This is a genomic window from Lacipirellula parvula (assembly GCF_009177095.1).
GTDB lineage: Bacteria > Planctomycetota > Planctomycetia > Pirellulales > Lacipirellulaceae > Lacipirellula > Lacipirellula parvula.
The window spans coordinates 1,941,544-1,956,273 of record NZ_AP021861.1; the positions used below are offsets into that span (position 1 = coordinate 1,941,544).

20 protein-coding genes and 1 tRNA gene are annotated in these 14,730 nt (G+C 58.0%); 12 read left to right on the plus strand and 9 right to left on the minus strand.

What is annotated here, in order from left to right:
• Positions 1-9: 9 nt before the first annotated feature.
• The 3 genes from PLANPX_RS27210 to PLANPX_RS27215 all read left to right on the plus strand — a co-directional run bounded on the left by PLANPX_RS27210 (position 10) and on the right by PLANPX_RS27215 (position 1,720).
• A complete protein-coding gene (locus PLANPX_RS27210; protein WP_172991923.1) occupies positions 10-180 on the plus strand; it encodes a hypothetical protein in 171 nt (56 codons plus the stop codon).
• A gap of 50 nt (positions 181-230) precedes the next feature.
• Entirely contained in the window at positions 231-734 is a 504-nt protein-coding gene (locus PLANPX_RS07440; RefSeq protein WP_232536321.1) for a hypothetical protein, read from the plus strand.
• An 824-nt stretch (positions 735-1,558) separates the two neighbouring features.
• Positions 1,559-1,720: a hypothetical protein gene (locus PLANPX_RS27215; RefSeq protein WP_172991924.1), complete on the plus strand. Its 162-nt coding sequence runs from the start codon at positions 1,559-1,561 to the stop codon at positions 1,718-1,720.
• Between the two features lie 223 nt (positions 1,721-1,943).
• Here PLANPX_RS27215 and PLANPX_RS07445 read toward each other — a convergent pair whose 3' ends face one another.
• Complete coding sequence (locus PLANPX_RS07445) at positions 1,944-2,399, minus strand: hypothetical protein (protein WP_152098121.1); 456 nt, start codon at positions 2,397-2,399, stop codon at positions 1,944-1,946.
• Complete coding sequence (locus PLANPX_RS07450) at positions 2,396-3,115, minus strand: Rab family GTPase (protein ID WP_152098122.1); 720 nt, start codon at positions 3,113-3,115, stop codon at positions 2,396-2,398. The genes PLANPX_RS07445 and PLANPX_RS07450 overlap by 4 nt, the downstream gene beginning before the upstream one ends.
• Positions 3,116-3,689: 574 nt before the next feature.
• Here PLANPX_RS07450 and PLANPX_RS07455 point away from each other — a divergent pair.
• Entirely contained in the window at positions 3,690-4,208 is a 519-nt protein-coding gene (locus PLANPX_RS07455) for a hypothetical protein (RefSeq protein WP_152098123.1), read from the plus strand.
• 27 nt (positions 4,209-4,235) lie between these two features.
• On the opposite strand, the gene PLANPX_RS27220 is transcribed toward PLANPX_RS07455, so the two are convergent.
• Entirely contained in the window at positions 4,236-4,385 is a 150-nt protein-coding gene (locus PLANPX_RS27220; protein ID WP_172991925.1) for a hypothetical protein, read from the minus strand.
• Between the two features lie 193 nt (positions 4,386-4,578).
• Here PLANPX_RS27220 and PLANPX_RS07460 point away from each other — a divergent pair, with 193 nt between their 5' ends.
• From PLANPX_RS07460 to PLANPX_RS07470, 3 genes are all read left to right on the plus strand, one after another.
• Complete coding sequence (locus PLANPX_RS07460; RefSeq protein ID WP_152098124.1) at positions 4,579-5,043, plus strand: hypothetical protein; 465 nt, start codon at positions 4,579-4,581, stop codon at positions 5,041-5,043.
• A gap of 55 nt (positions 5,044-5,098) precedes the next feature.
• Positions 5,099-5,623 (plus strand): helix-turn-helix domain-containing protein, encoded by a 525-nt coding sequence (locus PLANPX_RS07465; protein WP_232536322.1) that lies wholly within the window; start codon positions 5,099-5,101, stop codon positions 5,621-5,623.
• Between the two features lie 152 nt (positions 5,624-5,775).
• On the plus strand, positions 5,776-6,510 hold the full coding sequence (locus tag PLANPX_RS07470; protein ID WP_152098126.1) for a hypothetical protein: 735 nt from the start codon (positions 5,776-5,778) through the stop codon (positions 6,508-6,510).
• A gap of 81 nt (positions 6,511-6,591) precedes the next feature.
• On the opposite strand, the gene PLANPX_RS07475 is transcribed toward PLANPX_RS07470, so the two are convergent.
• Both PLANPX_RS07475 and PLANPX_RS07480 read right to left on the minus strand, forming a co-directional pair.
• Complete coding sequence (locus PLANPX_RS07475; RefSeq protein WP_152098127.1) at positions 6,592-6,960, minus strand: hypothetical protein; 369 nt, start codon at positions 6,958-6,960, stop codon at positions 6,592-6,594.
• Positions 6,961-6,993: 33 nt separating this feature from the next.
• On the minus strand, positions 6,994-8,121 hold the full coding sequence (locus PLANPX_RS07480; RefSeq protein WP_152098128.1) for a hypothetical protein: 1,128 nt from the start codon (positions 8,119-8,121) through the stop codon (positions 6,994-6,996).
• Between the two features lie 35 nt (positions 8,122-8,156).
• Here PLANPX_RS07480 and PLANPX_RS07485 point away from each other — a divergent pair, with 35 nt between their 5' ends.
• The gene (locus PLANPX_RS07485) at positions 8,157-8,489 is read left to right on the plus strand and encodes a hypothetical protein (RefSeq protein WP_152098129.1); all 333 of its coding nucleotides are present in this window, start codon (positions 8,157-8,159) and stop codon (positions 8,487-8,489) included.
• A 24-nt stretch (positions 8,490-8,513) separates the two neighbouring features.
• Here the strand turns inward: PLANPX_RS07485 and PLANPX_RS07490 are convergent, their stop codons facing one another.
• Positions 8,514-10,157: a YifB family Mg chelatase-like AAA ATPase gene (locus tag PLANPX_RS07490; RefSeq protein WP_152098130.1), complete on the minus strand. Its 1,644-nt coding sequence runs from the start codon at positions 10,155-10,157 to the stop codon at positions 8,514-8,516.
• Positions 10,158-10,582: 425 nt separating this feature from the next.
• Here PLANPX_RS07490 and PLANPX_RS07495 point away from each other — a divergent pair, with 425 nt between their 5' ends.
• A complete protein-coding gene (locus tag PLANPX_RS07495; RefSeq protein ID WP_152098131.1) occupies positions 10,583-11,035 on the plus strand; it encodes a hypothetical protein in 453 nt (150 codons plus the stop codon).
• Positions 11,032-11,244, plus strand: a complete 213-nt coding sequence (locus PLANPX_RS07500) for a hypothetical protein (protein WP_152098132.1) — start codon at positions 11,032-11,034, stop codon at positions 11,242-11,244. Before PLANPX_RS07495 ends, PLANPX_RS07500 begins: the two co-directional genes overlap by 4 nt.
• A 44-nt stretch (positions 11,245-11,288) precedes the next feature.
• Here PLANPX_RS07500 and PLANPX_RS07505 read toward each other — a convergent pair whose 3' ends face one another.
• The gene (locus tag PLANPX_RS07505; protein WP_152098133.1) at positions 11,289-11,534 is read right to left on the minus strand and encodes a hypothetical protein; all 246 of its coding nucleotides are present in this window, start codon (positions 11,532-11,534) and stop codon (positions 11,289-11,291) included.
• Between the two features lie 144 nt (positions 11,535-11,678).
• The gene (locus PLANPX_RS28215; RefSeq protein ID WP_261344417.1) at positions 11,679-11,801 is read right to left on the minus strand and encodes a hypothetical protein; all 123 of its coding nucleotides are present in this window, start codon (positions 11,799-11,801) and stop codon (positions 11,679-11,681) included.
• A gap of 106 nt (positions 11,802-11,907) precedes the next feature.
• On the opposite strand from PLANPX_RS28215, the gene PLANPX_RS07510 reads away from it, so the two are divergent.
• A complete protein-coding gene (locus PLANPX_RS07510) occupies positions 11,908-13,035 on the plus strand; it encodes a tyrosine-type recombinase/integrase (protein WP_152098134.1) in 1,128 nt (375 codons plus the stop codon).
• 88 nt (positions 13,036-13,123) lie between these two features.
• On the opposite strand, the gene PLANPX_RS07515 is transcribed toward PLANPX_RS07510, so the two are convergent.
• Positions 13,124-13,209, minus strand: a tRNA-Leu gene (locus PLANPX_RS07515).
• A gap of 252 nt (positions 13,210-13,461) precedes the next feature.
• Here PLANPX_RS07515 and PLANPX_RS07520 point away from each other — a divergent pair.
• Entirely contained in the window at positions 13,462-14,727 is a 1,266-nt protein-coding gene (locus PLANPX_RS07520; RefSeq protein WP_152098135.1) for a DUF819 domain-containing protein, read from the plus strand.
• Positions 14,728-14,730: the final 3 nt, after the last annotated feature.

Consider the following 14,730-nt stretch of genomic DNA (forward strand, 5'->3'; position numbering starts at 1 on the left):
GATGATTTGATGAGAACGAAAGGACTGAGATTAGCCCTGCTGATGGCGGTTTGCTTGCAGGCGGCGGGAAGCTCGCTGGCACACACGCCGCCATCGCGCAAGCCGTCCAAGAGAAAGGAAAAACAGAACGTCACCGTCGCTCTGGCGACGGCTTGGTCGGCCGCCAATCTTGAACGTTAGTAGAGAATTGTAGTTCGTAACGCATCCTTTTTTGAATGGAGACTAGTTCGATGAAACGTTGGACGACTTTATTGAGCCTGTACGGCATGCTGTTGATCGCCCCTGGCTGCCAAGAGCAAAAGCCGGCCGATCCCCCAGCTGACGCGACCGCCATGGCCGAGGCGCTCAGCCCCGCTAAGGACGATTCGCACGGGCACTCGCACGGATCAGGCCCGCACGACGGAGCCGTGGCTGATTGGGGCGGAGGCGCCTACCACGTTGAGTTCACCGTGGACCACGACGCCAAACAGGCGACTGTCTACATCCTGGGCAGCGACGGCAAGTCGGCCGCGCCGATCAAAGCCGAAACCATCAACCTGATTATCGATGAGCCGGCAACCGAACTGACGCTCAAGGCCGAGCCGCTGGAAGGTGAGACCGACGGCATGTCATCGCGATTCAGCGGTACGCATGACACGATCGGAATCGTCCGCGAGTTCAGCGGGACGATCCGAGGCGAAGTCGACGGAACGCCGTACGTCGGCGAGTTCGCTGAAGTCGCTCACGGTCACTAGGAAGGGGAGAGCCGCATGCAACCCTTGTGGTACGTCCTACGGGTGGCAATCGTTACCGTCATCGTGGTCTCAGTCGCGGAGGTCTCCAAGCGATCTCCGCGACTGGGGGCGGTTCTCTTGTCGTTGCCGTTGGTGAGCCTCTTAGCGTTTAGCCGCTGGAGACCCGTTCTGTGATTCGACGAGACCGCACCGACGCTCGTGCCGGCGGGGCGAAGAGAGAGGAGACTATTGGTGTCCGACCGCGCACGCTTTGTTCGCGGTCGGACTGCGGGGCTGGGGCGATGGTCGGGGACGAAGCCCGCCGCGAATATAAGCTTGGAGAAAGGGAGTTTATCGATGGCGTCAGTTTCAAAAGATGCAAAAGGGCTGGTCCGGGTGCTGTTCGTCGATGAACTCGGCGTGCGTAAAACAGTCCGCCTAGGGCGAGTGTCGAAAAAGGCCGCACGATCCGTTGCGAACCATGTCGAGCAACTGGTGGCGTCGGCTGTAACGTCGACCGCGCCGCCGATGGAGACGGCTCGATGGCTTGCGGAGCTTGACGACCGACTCCGCGCCAAGCTGGCTAAGGTTGGGCTCGTGGAGGGGCTGCGCTGTCCATCCGAGGTGCTGACGTTACGTTGGACCGATATCGACTGGGAAGGACAACGGTTCCTCGTACAGTCGTCGAAGACCGAGCACCATGTCGGGGCCGGGGAACGGCTGGTTCCGATCTTCCCCGAGTTAATCAAGCCTCTCAATGACGTGTGGGACGAGGCGGGCGCAGGGGCCGAGTTCGTGATTACCTTCTCGCCGCGGGCGAAATCAGCCGTCAATCTGGTTGCCACGTGCGCGGCATTGTCATCGAGCATGGCGACTCGCGGGGCTTCGACCACCAAGTGGCGATCGACGTCGACGGCAAGTACGTCGAGCTGTGCCAGGTGATTCGCGACGCGATTCGGCAGCACGTCGGGCCGGCGGCGACCTTCGCGACGATTGGCGGCGAGTAGTCACTCTGGAGCGCGGCGGGCATGTCACTTGAAGAGACGAGATCGGCCACTCAGCCGTACGATCCAACGCCGGATGAGATCGCCGCGGGCTGCGAGCGGATCCGCGCCGGCTGATCGGCGGGAGAGACGCGTCGCCGGCGGTGGGATTTGACGAAGAAGTTGCGTTTGGCGATCAGTGAATCAGGCGGGAACCGTGCCGCAGACCGATCTTCGTGCCGGCAATTTATATTTCGAAGAAATAACGCGTTAGCACTATGTAAATGCAGGACACCAGCCACGCCGCATCTTCGAAGCGACTGAAAAGGACAAACCGGTACGAGGGTTGGCGTCGAAAATTACTCATAGATCGAATCAGATGATCCTGTCCGCGACGATCGAAGTGTACGATTGCATCTCGCGCCCCCATTTCACGATCTTCAGCCGAGCGACGCGAAACAAAAGACACGATAGTCAACGCCGCTAACGCCAATCCGGAAGTAACTATAGTTGAGCGTTTGAACTCGAGGCGGTAGGCGAGCACCATGGTCGTGATGAACCACATAAGTCGCAGCGTCAGTCGGAGCAGGAGCTGCTCTAGCCTGATAGATCGGTACTGAGCCATTAACAGCTGCAGAACCGCAGCATCAGGCGGCGTTGGTTCTTCTGGTTTAGCAGATTTGCGGCGTGTCGATTCAGTCATTTTCGTATTTGCTTAGCGATGGTTCGGATTAATGTATCAAGCAACCTTGCATCGCCCCCGTCAACTTTGATAGCGATCGTCCCGACGACGGGGATTGCTTTTGCCTTTTGCACTCCGTGAATTGGTCCGAGTCCGTCGAGCAAGCATTTTTTTACCTTCGCCTGCCGTGCGCTGAAGTGATGCGACTGAACCAAATCTCTCTTGTTGAGCGCTACGAATACCCCTCGCAACTTTCGCTGTAGGCTACTGTCTTCGCGAAAGATCGCGTCAATGCGTTCACAGAACGGATCTAGCCACTCTTGCAACGACTTCACTGAGCTATTTGCATCGAACACGATCAAAATCGCATGCGGACGACGATCTCTGACAAGATTTGCGTGCTCGACCGGCCCCGTTTGACCCGGCACGTCAACTGTTCGCCGGATTCGTAGCTTCAAAGATTCGTTCTTGCCGCATGCTATCTCGAATGTGCTCGACTTAGTTACGTCCAGGGTCTTTTCATGCGGTCGATGATCTTCGAGCTCACCGAATTGGAGATAGTCCGAGATGCTCGTTTTCCCAGCCCCGCCCGGACCAATAATTAGCAGTTCGATGCCGTTGTAAAAGGTAGATAGCCACTTGATGCCCCGAGGGGCAGTGCGACGAAGGACCTCTAGACCGACTTTTACGCCAATTGCGCCAGCATCCATCGAGCTACCTGAAGCTTGTGATTTCATTAGAAGAGGGCCCCGGAGCAGACAGGAAACACGATGTAATATCAGCGCCGTGGGTGTTATTTGGCAAGCCCATACTTTGAAGCAAATCAGTATCGTGGCGACGACTCTGAAAATTCAAACTATTGGGCGGTGTGCGGCCTAAACGCGGCGGCGCGCGGCGTGGACGGCGCCGGCGGTCGAGTTCGACGACGAGGCGGCCGTTGGCGGCCAGTGAGGCAGGTCCCAACCGTTGGCACCTGGCGCGAGTGGTAAGAATCGATGATTCCGCGCTGCGGTTGTCAGCTTGCTGAATCGGGGATCACGGAATCGCGAAATTGTACCACTCGGGGCTTTCGGGCCCGATCTTTGGCAACTCGGTGTAGCCCGCGCCGCGCGAGTAGCGTCCCGGCGCGGGCGTCATGCTTTGACAATTATGGTAAGCGGTCACCGTGGCGTCGCCATCGGGGCGGCATTTTCGATCGCCTCCGCATTCGACTCTCAAGATCCCCGGGAATTATTGAGCTACTTGCTATAAATCTGACCTCGAAACAAAAATTGGATTTGTAGGCGGGAACTCTGCACGGAGAGCCTTTCGATGTGGCAAGATGTAGCCGATCTGGTCCAAGCGTACTCGGCGTTTATCAATGTATTGATCCTGATCATTACGTTCTTCATCGCCGTACGGCAAGGAAAGTACGCTGGTGAACAGGCCATGCTGCTGAAGAACATCGAGCTACGGTTGGGCTTGATTAACGACGCGAACCACAACGACATGCAACGCAAGATCTCGCATAAAGACAACGCTCTTGAGAGGTTGTTACGCAAAATCAACTCGGCGGCAGACCCCTGCGCCGCAGCCGGCCTAACTGAAGACGAACAGCGCCTGCGTCAAAAGCTCGACAACTACCTCAACTACCTTGAAACGGTGGGTTTGTTGCTGGAGCGAAAATGGTTCCGTCGCCATGATGCTGGCGGGTTCTGGGATTACTACTTTCAGCGTTTAGGCGCTTGGCAGCCACTGAAGCAGTACATTTCTCACCCAGAGTTCCTGTGGGGCGATTTGGCGGGCCTGTGCAATGGCATTTCGCGATCGTCGAATGCCGTCTCTGTGTGAGTGCGCGTGAATCTAAGTCGCATCTACTTAGAACAGCGACCCAATCGCCTCCACTTCAAGCCACCCATCGGCCAGCGGACGCATCGATTCATCGAGCGGCTCGCGCTCTTTGATCTCCGGAACTAGCCAGCGAGCGTCCTCGGCTTCGGTCTGCAGGATGACAGTGGCGGGCGGCATTCCGCTTCAGAACGGTGCGCCATAACCTATTGCCTCTAAAGTATTTGGGGAATCTGCAGATTTTTGGCCAAAAGGGCTTTTCTCCGTTGCATAAATTTGTATATTTGGCCACTTCTCTGCGCTACATAGCGTTGTATAATTTTGTCATGGGAAGGATTCCGGGACACCGATACTTGGAACAAGGGAGTTCTCCATGGCCAAACGCCAGAAAGTTGCCCCTGACCCGGCACCGTTGCCGACGCCAGGGGTGGATGTGTCATCGAAGTACCAGGAAGTTGTCGTCCTGGGGGTAGCAGCAAAAGAGGGTTATGACGTCCTCACTCCAGGCCAATATTTACACGTCAAAGACTTGATTAAGCAATTGGTAGGTTTTGGGCGGCGAGAGTTCGGCAGCATTCTCCGTTTGGAGAAGTTGGATGAATTCTGGGAGCTGAAAGAAAAGGGGGGCACACTTGGCAAGAAGAACATTCGCGTGTACTTCAAATTCAACGGCGATGGCAATGAAGTCGTCGTGCTTTGCACTTACAAGAAAGAAGACGATGGATCCGCGCCACCGCACATCGTTTTCAAGTTGAGGAATAGGTGGCGCCTCTATCAAAAGGGGGATTTCCAAGACAACTGCATCCGCTATCAGAGACCGTCAACCAGTTCCGACTAGTCATCGGCTGGTTTCAACTCTCGCGGAGGAGCCAAACCGAGGGATGGTGCACATTATGAAAACCACAGCGAAGAAGTCGACAGACAAGCCACGCCGTAAGCGCAGTGACGTTTACGAGCAAGCGCGTCGCGAGATGCGCGACGAGATCCAAAAGTGGCTAGAGAGTCTCCCCGAGGAACTCGCGGAAGACCTGAAGCAATTGTTCAAGCTGTTGGCGGAAGCTGAGGATCCCAAAGCGAAGTCAGAAATCGCTGAGACAATCAACGAATTGCTGGTTCCCAGCTCGTTGCTGGTGAAGCTAGAGGAACAATTCAAATTGTCAGCGGCTGACGCGGCGGTTCGGGAGCGATTAACCGACTACCGCAAAAAGGTCGGCAAAGCGATCAAAAAGCATCGGACGGCGAAGAAACTATCGCAAGGCGCACTGGCGGATCTCGCTGGGATCCCGCAAAGCCACGTAAGTAGGCTGGAAACCGGTGTCCACGTTCCGACGCATGTAACGATCGAAAAAATCGCGAAGGCCTTAGGAGTATGCCCTTCGCAAATTGACCCAGGCTTCGAGAGTGTTGAGCCTGAGTAAAATCGCTATTTCAGCTTGGAGGGAAATGAAGGCTGGCCGCAGCTGCGGCCAGCCTTCATTTTTGGGTGACTACGAGTTTAGACCGCGTCGAACTATTTCTCCTCCCTTGTACCCGAAAATTGCAACTCACGTCGTGAGAGAAACGAGATCGGATGTTCCAAGAAATGTTCCAACCTCTCAGCAAGCACTTCGATGATGGCTTTGGTGGCGTTGGCGACGCATTCCATCGCGCCGCTAAGCATTTGCTCAACACCGGCGGGGACCAAGGCGCGGCGAAGATCAACGGACACCTGCCGATTAACTATTTGTTGCGGCACACAATAGAGCTCTACCTGAAATCGATGATTCTCACTCTGCATCGAGGCTTTCAAAAACTCGAGAATGAAACCGTTAGCACGCCGGAAATCGAAGTTGGCGAGAAGAAGCCGAAGGTAATCTTCTCAGTTCATGCACTCGATCGTTTGTGGGCAGATCACATTGCGCGGTGCATTGCGCGAAAATCCGATTTTACCGACCTCAAAATGACGGACTGGAGCGCGGCACCCACTGATCTTGCGGGCCACATTGCGACGATCGCGGCAGCCGATCCAATGAGCGCAGCATTTCGCTACCCAGTTTCAAAAAATACGACGCTCGATCACGAGAAGTCTTCGATGAAGCAGTCCGACCCCGCAGAGACGCTTCGCAATGTCGCTATTGGTGTTCAAGGAAAGGTTATACTTGCCGTAGTTGATGATGGTAACGACGATGGCGAAGTCGCCGATACGTATGTGTTGGACGACAATCCGATTCCAGAGCTAAGGGACGCACTATTGGAAGCAGCTGGAATACTTGAAGCAGCGCGCACGGGAATATCGCAAGAAATGTCCGGGGCGCTTTCTACGTAGCGTTCAGCAGTTCCCGCCCATACTTAAGGTTTGCCGCGTAGCCTCATCGCGAGCTCAGCCGCGATTTGCAAGCGTTTACGGTTACTTCACTACCGATCGGAACTTCCGAGCGCCCTCGATGAACTGCGTCTCGTCGCCCTCCGTGACGTGCAGCACGACGTCGCCGAGATCGTCGAGCGCGAACGCGCGAACGGCGCCCGGGCGAGATTCCGTGGCGCTGTAGAACCAGCCGGCCGGCGTCTCCCAAGCGTTCACCACGCCCAAGAGTGCAAGGCCGAACATCGCCTCAGGGAGCTGCGCCTGCAGCTGCTTCGCCTTCTCGATTGCCTCGAGCCGCGTGCCGACGGGCCAGGTGTCGATCGTCCGGTTACCCTGGAGGAGTTCGACCTGCCAGCCGTCAGAGCCTCGCGGCGGGCGGTAGGTGATGACGTACGAGGGCGGCTGGTCCATGGGGGCTAGTTTAATTGGCGAGAAACCGGCCGGCTAAAATTCCTGCTTCGCGCCCAGATGCGAGCCAATCGTTTCGATGATGTTCACCGACGACGGCTTCCCGTTGCTCTCCTTCGAGTAGCCGCTCGACTGCGGCGCGAAGATGCAGGCCGCGGCGTGCTTCAGGACGACATCGCGACTCGCAGCGTCGCCGGTGGCTTCGACGATTGCCTTGTACGTCTGCAGGGCGTTCTGGCGATGGAGATTGACGACGGTGTTGTGGCAGTGTGCGAAGTAGCTGCGCGACGCGATGATTGCCGAGAAAGAGAGGACGCCGAAGACGAGCACCTTCGAAGCGATGAGCTGGGGAGCGTCGAGCGGGGTGTCGGTCAGATACTCCATGGCCTTGAATGCCCAAGCACCGAAGAATGCCCAGCCGGCCAGGAGGAATGCTAAACCGATCAAAACGCCCAACCAGTCTTTCGCGAGCCTCTTATGCTCTATGGAAGCTTCCTGAAACTTGTTCGCTTGAAAATGAACGCCCGCGGCGGCCGCGGCATCTCTTGCTGAATTTAGTGCTGATGCTGCCTCCTCAAGAGTCTTAGCCGTCTCGCGCGACAGATCACGCGCCTTGACTTCGAGGCTCTCGATCATCTCGTTCGAGCGTTGCGAGTGCGCTTCGACTAACTCATTGAGTGACTCCAGCATCTTCACTTGTTGATAGCGGGCAGTCACGGCCAATATCGCATGGGAGTCGCCCCATGCTTGAATAAAAAGTTGCTCCGACTCTGCTAGGAGTTGGCTGCGAACTGCCTGAGGTTGCGAGTCCTGAGGGTTGAATTGAAGGCATCGCTCACAAATTTCAAAAACAAACCTTAACCGTTCGGCGAGATTGTCACTTACTTGCTTCGGAAGTATTTCGAGAGCGTCGGAATCGATCATCTCGTAAATTCGGAGTGCACGTTGTACGTACAAAGCAACCTCCGTGAGCTTCAGGCTCTCGCCAAGCTGCGTCGCCTGTTCCAACATCAGACAGTCGAAGTTGCGAGCGCCGTCGAGAAGTTCACGAGCAGACTTAGATTTTCGGTCGCGAATTATTTCCGGAGAATCCATCGAGCACCTAGAACGCTGAGATTGGAGAAGGATGGGGGCAATCTTGACGACGCCGCCGGCAAATAGCAAGCTTCGCGATTTCCTTAGGATTCGGAGGCGACGCGATGGCCAGGAAGGCAGCTAAACAGACCCCGATGGCGCCGTTGGGGCAGATCGGCGTCCGGTACGAAGGGCTCGAGCGGGATCGGATGTATACCCGCGAGGATCTCTGCCGGCACTTCGGCTACAACCCTGAGGCAGTGCCGGTGGATAACGCCCGCTCCGCCACCCGTAACCGCGATCGGTGGTTCCGCGACAACATGCTGAGCCGCGGCCTGCCGGCGCTGCCGGTCGGCAAGACGTACCTGATCAGCGGGGAGTCGCTTTGGTTGTGGGTGACGGCGAACGCGCGGAAGTTCGACGAGACGCGCGCCGGCTCAAGATCGCCCGGTCTCTAAGGCGGGACAAAGTGCCGTTGCTCCTCAGCAGCGATCTCGCAACATTCCGCCAATGACGAACCTTGCGGCTGTATCCAAATGCGAAGGTTCAACGTGATCCGAATCCTCTAAGTCAGCAACTGTACGCGACACCTTTGCGAAGCGATCCATCGACCGCGTCGACAGACTTCTCGAATCAATTGTTTCTTTGAATCGATCGAAACCCGCGGGCGAGAAATTGCAGAAGTCGGCAACGTGACCGCCTGGGATTGCGGCGTTGAATGGTATCGACGATCCCTCGAATCGCTTAAGTTGCCGCTCTCTTGCTTTTTCGACTTTTGCACGCAGCCGTGGCGATACCCCATCCTCTGACGGCGAAAACCGCTCGTCGGTAGTTAACGCCTTTAACTCCACCTGAAGATCAATACGATCTAACAGCGGACCACTAATCCGGCTTTGATACTTGTCGATGGCCGCGTCGTTGCAAACGCATTTATCGCTGCCGAAGAATCCGCATGGGCAAGGATTCATTGCTGCGACCAAAGTAAACTGGCAGGGGAACTGCAACGTTCCTCCCACTCGCGAGATGGTCACCCAGCCCTGCTCGATCGGCTGACGCAGCGCTTCTAAGGTGTGCCGAGAGAACTCGGCGATTTCGTCGAGGAACAACACGCCGAGATGAGCAAGCGTGACTTCTCCGGGGTTGGGAGTGCCAGACCCACCGCCGACCAAAGACGGCAAAGAAGCAGAGTGATGCACAGGACGCATCGGACGTCGCGTCACGGCCATAGCATCGTGAGCCAGTTTGCCGCACGCCGAATAGATCCGCGTTAGCTCAACTTTCTCTTCGTTGTTCAATCGCGGGAGTATGCCAGGGATCGCGCTGGCGATCAGCGACTTGCCTTCGCCCGGCGGCCCGATTAGAAGCAAATTGTGTCCACCGGCGGCCGATATCACAGCAGCCTCACGAGCAGCCTTTTGGCCTTTAACTCTCCCAAAATCGACGGATTGGGGAATCGCTGATTCGAAGCTAATTTTTTCTTTGAGCGCATTGTCGAGAGATCGCTTGCCCTTAAAGAAATCAATCACCTCGTCGATTGTCGACACCGCGAACACCCCACAGCCCTCATGGCCCGGTTTGGCCATGATGAGCGCACATTCCTTTTCATTACCAGCTGGGACAATTAGCGACTGCCCTGGCTTCGCACGGCATGCGAGAGAAAGCGCGCCGGGGATGCGACGCACCTCGCCATGAATTCCAAGCTCACCCATCAGGACGAAGTTGCCTTCGATGTGGTCAGGCAAGTCTGGAAGGTAGCCAGATGCCTGCAGCAGGATGATCGCGAGCGGCAGATCAAGCCACGTCCCGTACTTCGGCAAATCGGCCGGAGCAAGATTCACTAGGATGCGAACATCCGAGCTATTGACCCCCAACTTAGCGAACGCGCCGCTGATTCTCTGCAGCGACTCTTTCACCGCGCCTGTAGCCATACCGGTTATCGTTGTGGTCCGGCCATTCTGCCACTTAGCCTCGAATGGCATCGGCTCTCTAAGAACCTCGACCGCGCGCGCTTGAATTTCAATGAAGTATCCATCAAGTCCTACGAGCACACCCCCGTTGAGTGTGTGATCGCGCCGAAGGAGTTCAGCGAAACGCTGCTCGCGATCTTGTACTTTTCGAGACGCCATAATTGACTCCGGAGAGAGGCTAGAAGAGTAGTTCCAATTTGGCTCACCCGCGGTCGGAAGTAAATAAACCCAAGCTGCTTCTATTGCAATTTCCCACCGGTTCCGCACAATGATGCCCGTCGACCATTCTCGGTCGACCGGCGCCTAGAAAACGCCGCAAAGATATGGAGACGATTCGATGTTCAGTGCATCAGAGCATGGGCTCGCGCGCGTAGGTTGCCGTTCAAGTTGTGATCCCGGTAGCGGGGGAGCGAGGCGGCGACGGGGGACCATATCCCCTTTTCTACTACGTTCGCGAGCCCATGCTCTTTTCGCGAGCGTCGGATTGCCTGATGGGCTCCCCAGCTACGGGGGGCCCGCCCCCACCTGGGGAGCCTCTCTTCCGCTACGGCAGCTGCCGGCGGCTCGGTGGGAAAGGTGTCCCCATGTTGTCTCTTCCTTTGTTCCGAGGCTTCAGCCTCATGTTCATCGTGGCCCCGTGCTACAAGCCGCCTAAGAAGAAGTCGAAGGCTTGGCCGAAGCTCGAGTGCCCACCAATCGACGGCGATCTGCTCGTCGACGCCCGCGCCCTGTACGACGGCGGTAACCTAGTCGCCGCGGCGATGACGGCCCGCGTCGAGATCGAGCGGCAGCTGACGACGCTAGCGCTCAAGTACCCGAAGTTCGGCAGCGGCTGGCAAGGTATTGGTCGAACGGCCGTCTGGCTCTTCGATCGGCGGATCCTACGCTCCAACACTTTCGATTCGGTAATGGCGGCCGCCGACGTCGGCAACCGCGCGGCGCACGGCCAGCTGGTGACGAAGACTGAGGTGCTAAACATGCTCGGCGCCGTCGAGTCGCTGCGCTACACGGTCCGTCGGAAAGGCGGTGTCGCATGAGCCCGGAAGCAAGAGAAGCCGCGCGGGAACGCGCACTGGCGGCGATGGCGAAGCGGGCGAGCACGCCGGATCCGACCGAAGCGGAGATCGCCGCGGCGTGTCGCGCGATTCAGGAGACGTGGTGCGCGAGCGAAGAGCGGTCGCGGCGGATGAGATCGCGGCGCTGGAGTTTGCAGCAGGTTCGAACCGTCGACTTCTGCATCGGCTGATCAACCTGCAACGTACGTTGCAGCCCCGCGGGCAGGCGGGGCTTTTAGTATTCTTCCAGCCGCCGCTCCGCCAAAGCCTTCCAACCGAGAACGATGGCCGCAATTCCAAGGAGAACCACCCCACGCATAAGCGGCTCGCCTAAAGGCAGGTTCTCTAAGTAAGCCTCGACCGCATCAGCACCTTTAGCACATGCAGGAGGGATAGAGAGGATCGCCGGAACGATGAACATCGCGGCGAACAGAATGGTCGCCGAAATCAGACAGCCGACCGACAGAATGGCGCGGATCATTTTCCTGGTTTCCAGTCAAGGAGCCAGTCGACGTCCACGAGCGTTCATGCGGACGCCGACCGGCCAGCATGCCCAATAGGGGGGAGGGCGGGGCGGATGATCCAAATATCCAGATTCTGCGTCAAGCCCACTTCCTCTCAGCTATCACTTCCCCTTTTTGCCGGGCTTGATCGTCTCGACGACCGAGCCCTTTTTATCCTTCTGGGCCTCCTTTACAGGCTTGAACTTACCTGTGCCGGCATCGCGGCCAATTTTCTTGTCTGCCATAGCTTTAGGTGTCCTAAATCGGGATCGGATGAGAATCGACGCGGGCGCAAACTACCGCGCCGAAGTGCAGTTTCAATAAGAGCAAACACCCCAACGGAGATTCGAAATGCGAGCATGGCTATTCCAAGACTCACGCCAGAAGTCAAAGCTCGGCGACAAATGCCCCTGGTCGGTCGGCTGGTACGACCCCGACGGCAAGAAGCGATCAAAGCGCGTCGGCTCGAAGTCGTTGGCGGAGAAGCATCAGCGAAAGATTGAGGGGCAGCTTGCGGCGGGCACCTACTCCGCCACCGAGCGGACCACCTGGAAGTCATTCCGGGAGGAGTACGATCGGCGGATCGTCGCGGGCATGCCCGCCGGCTCACGGGAGCAGCGGCTCGTCGCGCTCAAGCACTTCGAACGGATCGTGAGGCCTGCGAAGCTGACGGCTATCAAGACGCAGACGATCGACGACTACATCGCCGCTCGGCGTCTTGAGCGTGGCCGGAAGCAGGGGAGCACCGTCTCGCCAGCGTGCATCAACAAAGAACTGCGCGAACTCCGCGCCGTGATCAACATGGCGAAGGACTGGGAATATCTCGCCAAGTCGCCGAAGTTCCATTTCGTGCTCGAGCAGCACCGCGAGCCGACGTTCGTCCCGGCCGAGCACTTCGCCGCGATCTACGACGCGTGCGACGCCGCACGGCTGCCGGCGAACCTACCGTACCCCGCCGCCGATTGGTGGCGGGCGCTGCTCACGTTCACCTACATGACTGGCTGGCGCGTAGGTGAGCCGATGTCGCTCCAGCGGTCGGAACTAGACCTCGATGCAGGCAAGGCGACGCTCCGCGCTCAGAATAACAAGGGGCGCCGCGGAGAGGTTGTGCCGCTCCATCCCGTCGTGGTTGAGCACCTGCGAACGATCGCGAGTTTCGAGCCGACGGTCTTCCCCTGGTATTACAACCGCCGGTCGCTCTGGAGCGAGTTCCTGCGGATCCAAGAGGCGGCCGGCATTAACCTGCCATGCCTCGGTGACCACGTTCACACACCGTCCTGCTACGTGTACGGCTTCCACGATCTGCGTCGCGCGTTCGCTACTGCCAACGCCGCGACGCTTGCAGCAGACGAGCTACAGCGGCTCATGCGGCATCGCTGCTTCGCGACGACGCAGAAGTACGTGAGCATGGCCGCGCGAGTGAACGCTGCCGTCGACAAGCTCGTCGTTCCCGCACGCCTTCAGAAGGTCGCGACGTGAAAGTCGCTTGGCGTGTTTATGGAGTGTTACCCCAACTGCGGCGGTTCGATCAGGATGATCGGGTCGCCGTAAGTCGTTTCTGGGTAAGTAGCCGCGGCGGGACTCGAACCCGCACGAGGGTTACCCCTCACTGGATTTTAAGTCCAGGGCGTCTGCCAATTCCGCCACACGGCCGTACTGAGACATCATTGTAATCGGTCGAAAACGATGCGTCGTGCGGGCATTGGAGCATTCGCTGCGCAAAGGTGCAAGGCGACGGGCCGCCGCATTTCGTCGGCTGGTTCGCAGCCGCCCCTCCGTCTGCTGGGGGCTTCTGTTAGGATGAACCCCGGGGCGGCGAAAAGATTCGGCGAGACGCGAAATCGCTTCGCCATGTTCAGCATTCAGGCTTCGATTCGGTTCGGCCGTCGCAGCGCGTAGGGTTTCATGGATCACGCTTACATCTCCAGTAACGCCACGATCTTGGCGGTGCTTACCGGCATCTGTGCGTTTTATTTTTGGTTGGAGAAGGCGACGCGCTGGCCGCTCTTCAACTATGTGCCGCCGCTGGTGTTCATCTATCTGACGCCGGTGATTTTGGCGAATAGCGGGAACGTGCTCACTCACTTTCGTGATCGCGGAGCAGAGACGCCGACGACTGCCGCCCCGCTCGCGGCGATTCCGAATGTGCTGCCAACTGAATCGCCGGCGTACGACGTGATCAACGATTATGCGCTGCCGATGATGCTCGTACTGATGTTGCTGAACGTCGACGTCGCGGGGGCGGTGCGCGTCGTCGGCAAAGGGGTGGGCGTCATGCTCATTGGCGCGCTCGGCGTCGTGGTGGGCGCTGTGGTGGGTTACGCTTGCGTGAAGCAATGGTTGGGGCCCGATGCTTGGAAGGCCTATGCGGCGCTCACTGGGAGTTGGGTTGGCGGCACGGGTAACCTGGCCGCCGTCGCCGAGGCGACTGGCGCCAACGGCACGCAATTTGGATTGGCAGTACTTGCAGATACTGCCCTATTGCTCATTTGGTTGCCGGTGATGCTGGCCTCGAAGAAAATCGCCGAACCGTTCGCGCGGTTCGCGAAGGTCGACGCCGAGCGCGTCGCCCACCACGATGCGATGTCAGCGGCGACGCAACTCGATGGCCGGCCGCCGAACTATCAAGACTTTCTGCTGCTGCTGTTCACCGCGTTCGCTGTGACGGCGTTCGCGCTCTGGTCGACGCAATCATTGACAGCGAAGTTCGCTGAGTACGACCGCGTTTGGCCAGTGCAATTCAGCGAGAGTACGGCTCGCATTTTACTGATTACCACGATCAGCATCGGTCTGTCGTTCACGAGGTTGCGGCACGTACCGTCGAGCCGCCATTTAGGCATGGCGCTCGTGTTCATCTTTATGGCAAGAACCGGCGCCACCGCCGATCTCGCCCAAGCGGCCGATCAAGCCGTGCCGTTCTTGGTTGGCGCGACGATCTGCATCTTCATCCACGGCTTTTTCTGCCTCGCGGCGGCGAAGGTGCTGCGCGTCGATATCCACACGGCGGCGATTGCGAGCGCCGCGAACGTTGGCGGCATTGCCACGGCGTCGTGCGTTGCGGCGCATCACAAGGAAAGCCTGATGCCGGCGGCGGTGCTACTGGCGCTGTTGGGCTACGCGATCGGCAACTACGCGGGGCTGTTGACCGCCGCGATCTGCGAGAGTTTGTAGCCT

Bases quoted from the DNA above. Each gene is read 5' to 3' on its own strand.
- PLANPX_RS27210 (WP_172991923.1), top strand. From the start codon at position 10: ATGAGAACGAAAGGACTGAGATTAGCCCTGCTGATGGCGGTTTGCTTG.
- PLANPX_RS07440 (WP_232536321.1), top strand. From the start codon at position 231: ATGAAACGTTGGACGACTTTATTGAGCCTGTACGGCATGCTGTTGATC.
- PLANPX_RS07445 (WP_152098121.1), bottom strand. From the start codon at position 2,399: ATGACTGAATCGACACGCCGCAAATCTGCTAAACCAGAAGAACCAACG.
- PLANPX_RS07450 (WP_152098122.1), bottom strand. From the start codon at position 3,115: ATGAAATCACAAGCTTCAGGTAGCTCGATGGATGCTGGCGCAATTGGC.
- PLANPX_RS07455 (WP_152098123.1), top strand. From the start codon at position 3,690: ATGTGGCAAGATGTAGCCGATCTGGTCCAAGCGTACTCGGCGTTTATC.
- PLANPX_RS27220 (WP_172991925.1), bottom strand. From the start codon at position 4,385: ATGCCGCCCGCCACTGTCATCCTGCAGACCGAAGCCGAGGACGCTCGC.
- PLANPX_RS07460 (WP_152098124.1), top strand. From the start codon at position 4,579: ATGGCCAAACGCCAGAAAGTTGCCCCTGACCCGGCACCGTTGCCGACG.
- PLANPX_RS07465 (WP_232536322.1), top strand. From the start codon at position 5,099: ATGAAAACCACAGCGAAGAAGTCGACAGACAAGCCACGCCGTAAGCGC.
- PLANPX_RS07470 (WP_152098126.1), top strand. From the start codon at position 5,776: ATGTTCCAAGAAATGTTCCAACCTCTCAGCAAGCACTTCGATGATGGC.
- PLANPX_RS07475 (WP_152098127.1), bottom strand. From the start codon at position 6,960: ATGGACCAGCCGCCCTCGTACGTCATCACCTACCGCCCGCCGCGAGGC.
- PLANPX_RS07485 (WP_152098129.1), top strand. From the start codon at position 8,157: ATGGCCAGGAAGGCAGCTAAACAGACCCCGATGGCGCCGTTGGGGCAG.
- PLANPX_RS07490 (WP_152098130.1), bottom strand. From the start codon at position 10,157: ATGGCGTCTCGAAAAGTACAAGATCGCGAGCAGCGTTTCGCTGAACTC.
- PLANPX_RS07495 (WP_152098131.1), top strand. From the start codon at position 10,583: ATGTTGTCTCTTCCTTTGTTCCGAGGCTTCAGCCTCATGTTCATCGTG.
- PLANPX_RS07500 (WP_152098132.1), top strand. From the start codon at position 11,032: ATGAGCCCGGAAGCAAGAGAAGCCGCGCGGGAACGCGCACTGGCGGCG.
- PLANPX_RS07505 (WP_152098133.1), bottom strand. From the start codon at position 11,534: ATGATCCGCGCCATTCTGTCGGTCGGCTGTCTGATTTCGGCGACCATT.
- PLANPX_RS28215 (WP_261344417.1), bottom strand. From the start codon at position 11,801: ATGGCAGACAAGAAAATTGGCCGCGATGCCGGCACAGGTAAGTTCAAG.
- PLANPX_RS07510 (WP_152098134.1), top strand. From the start codon at position 11,908: ATGCGAGCATGGCTATTCCAAGACTCACGCCAGAAGTCAAAGCTCGGC.
- PLANPX_RS07520 (WP_152098135.1), top strand. From the start codon at position 13,462: ATGGATCACGCTTACATCTCCAGTAACGCCACGATCTTGGCGGTGCTT.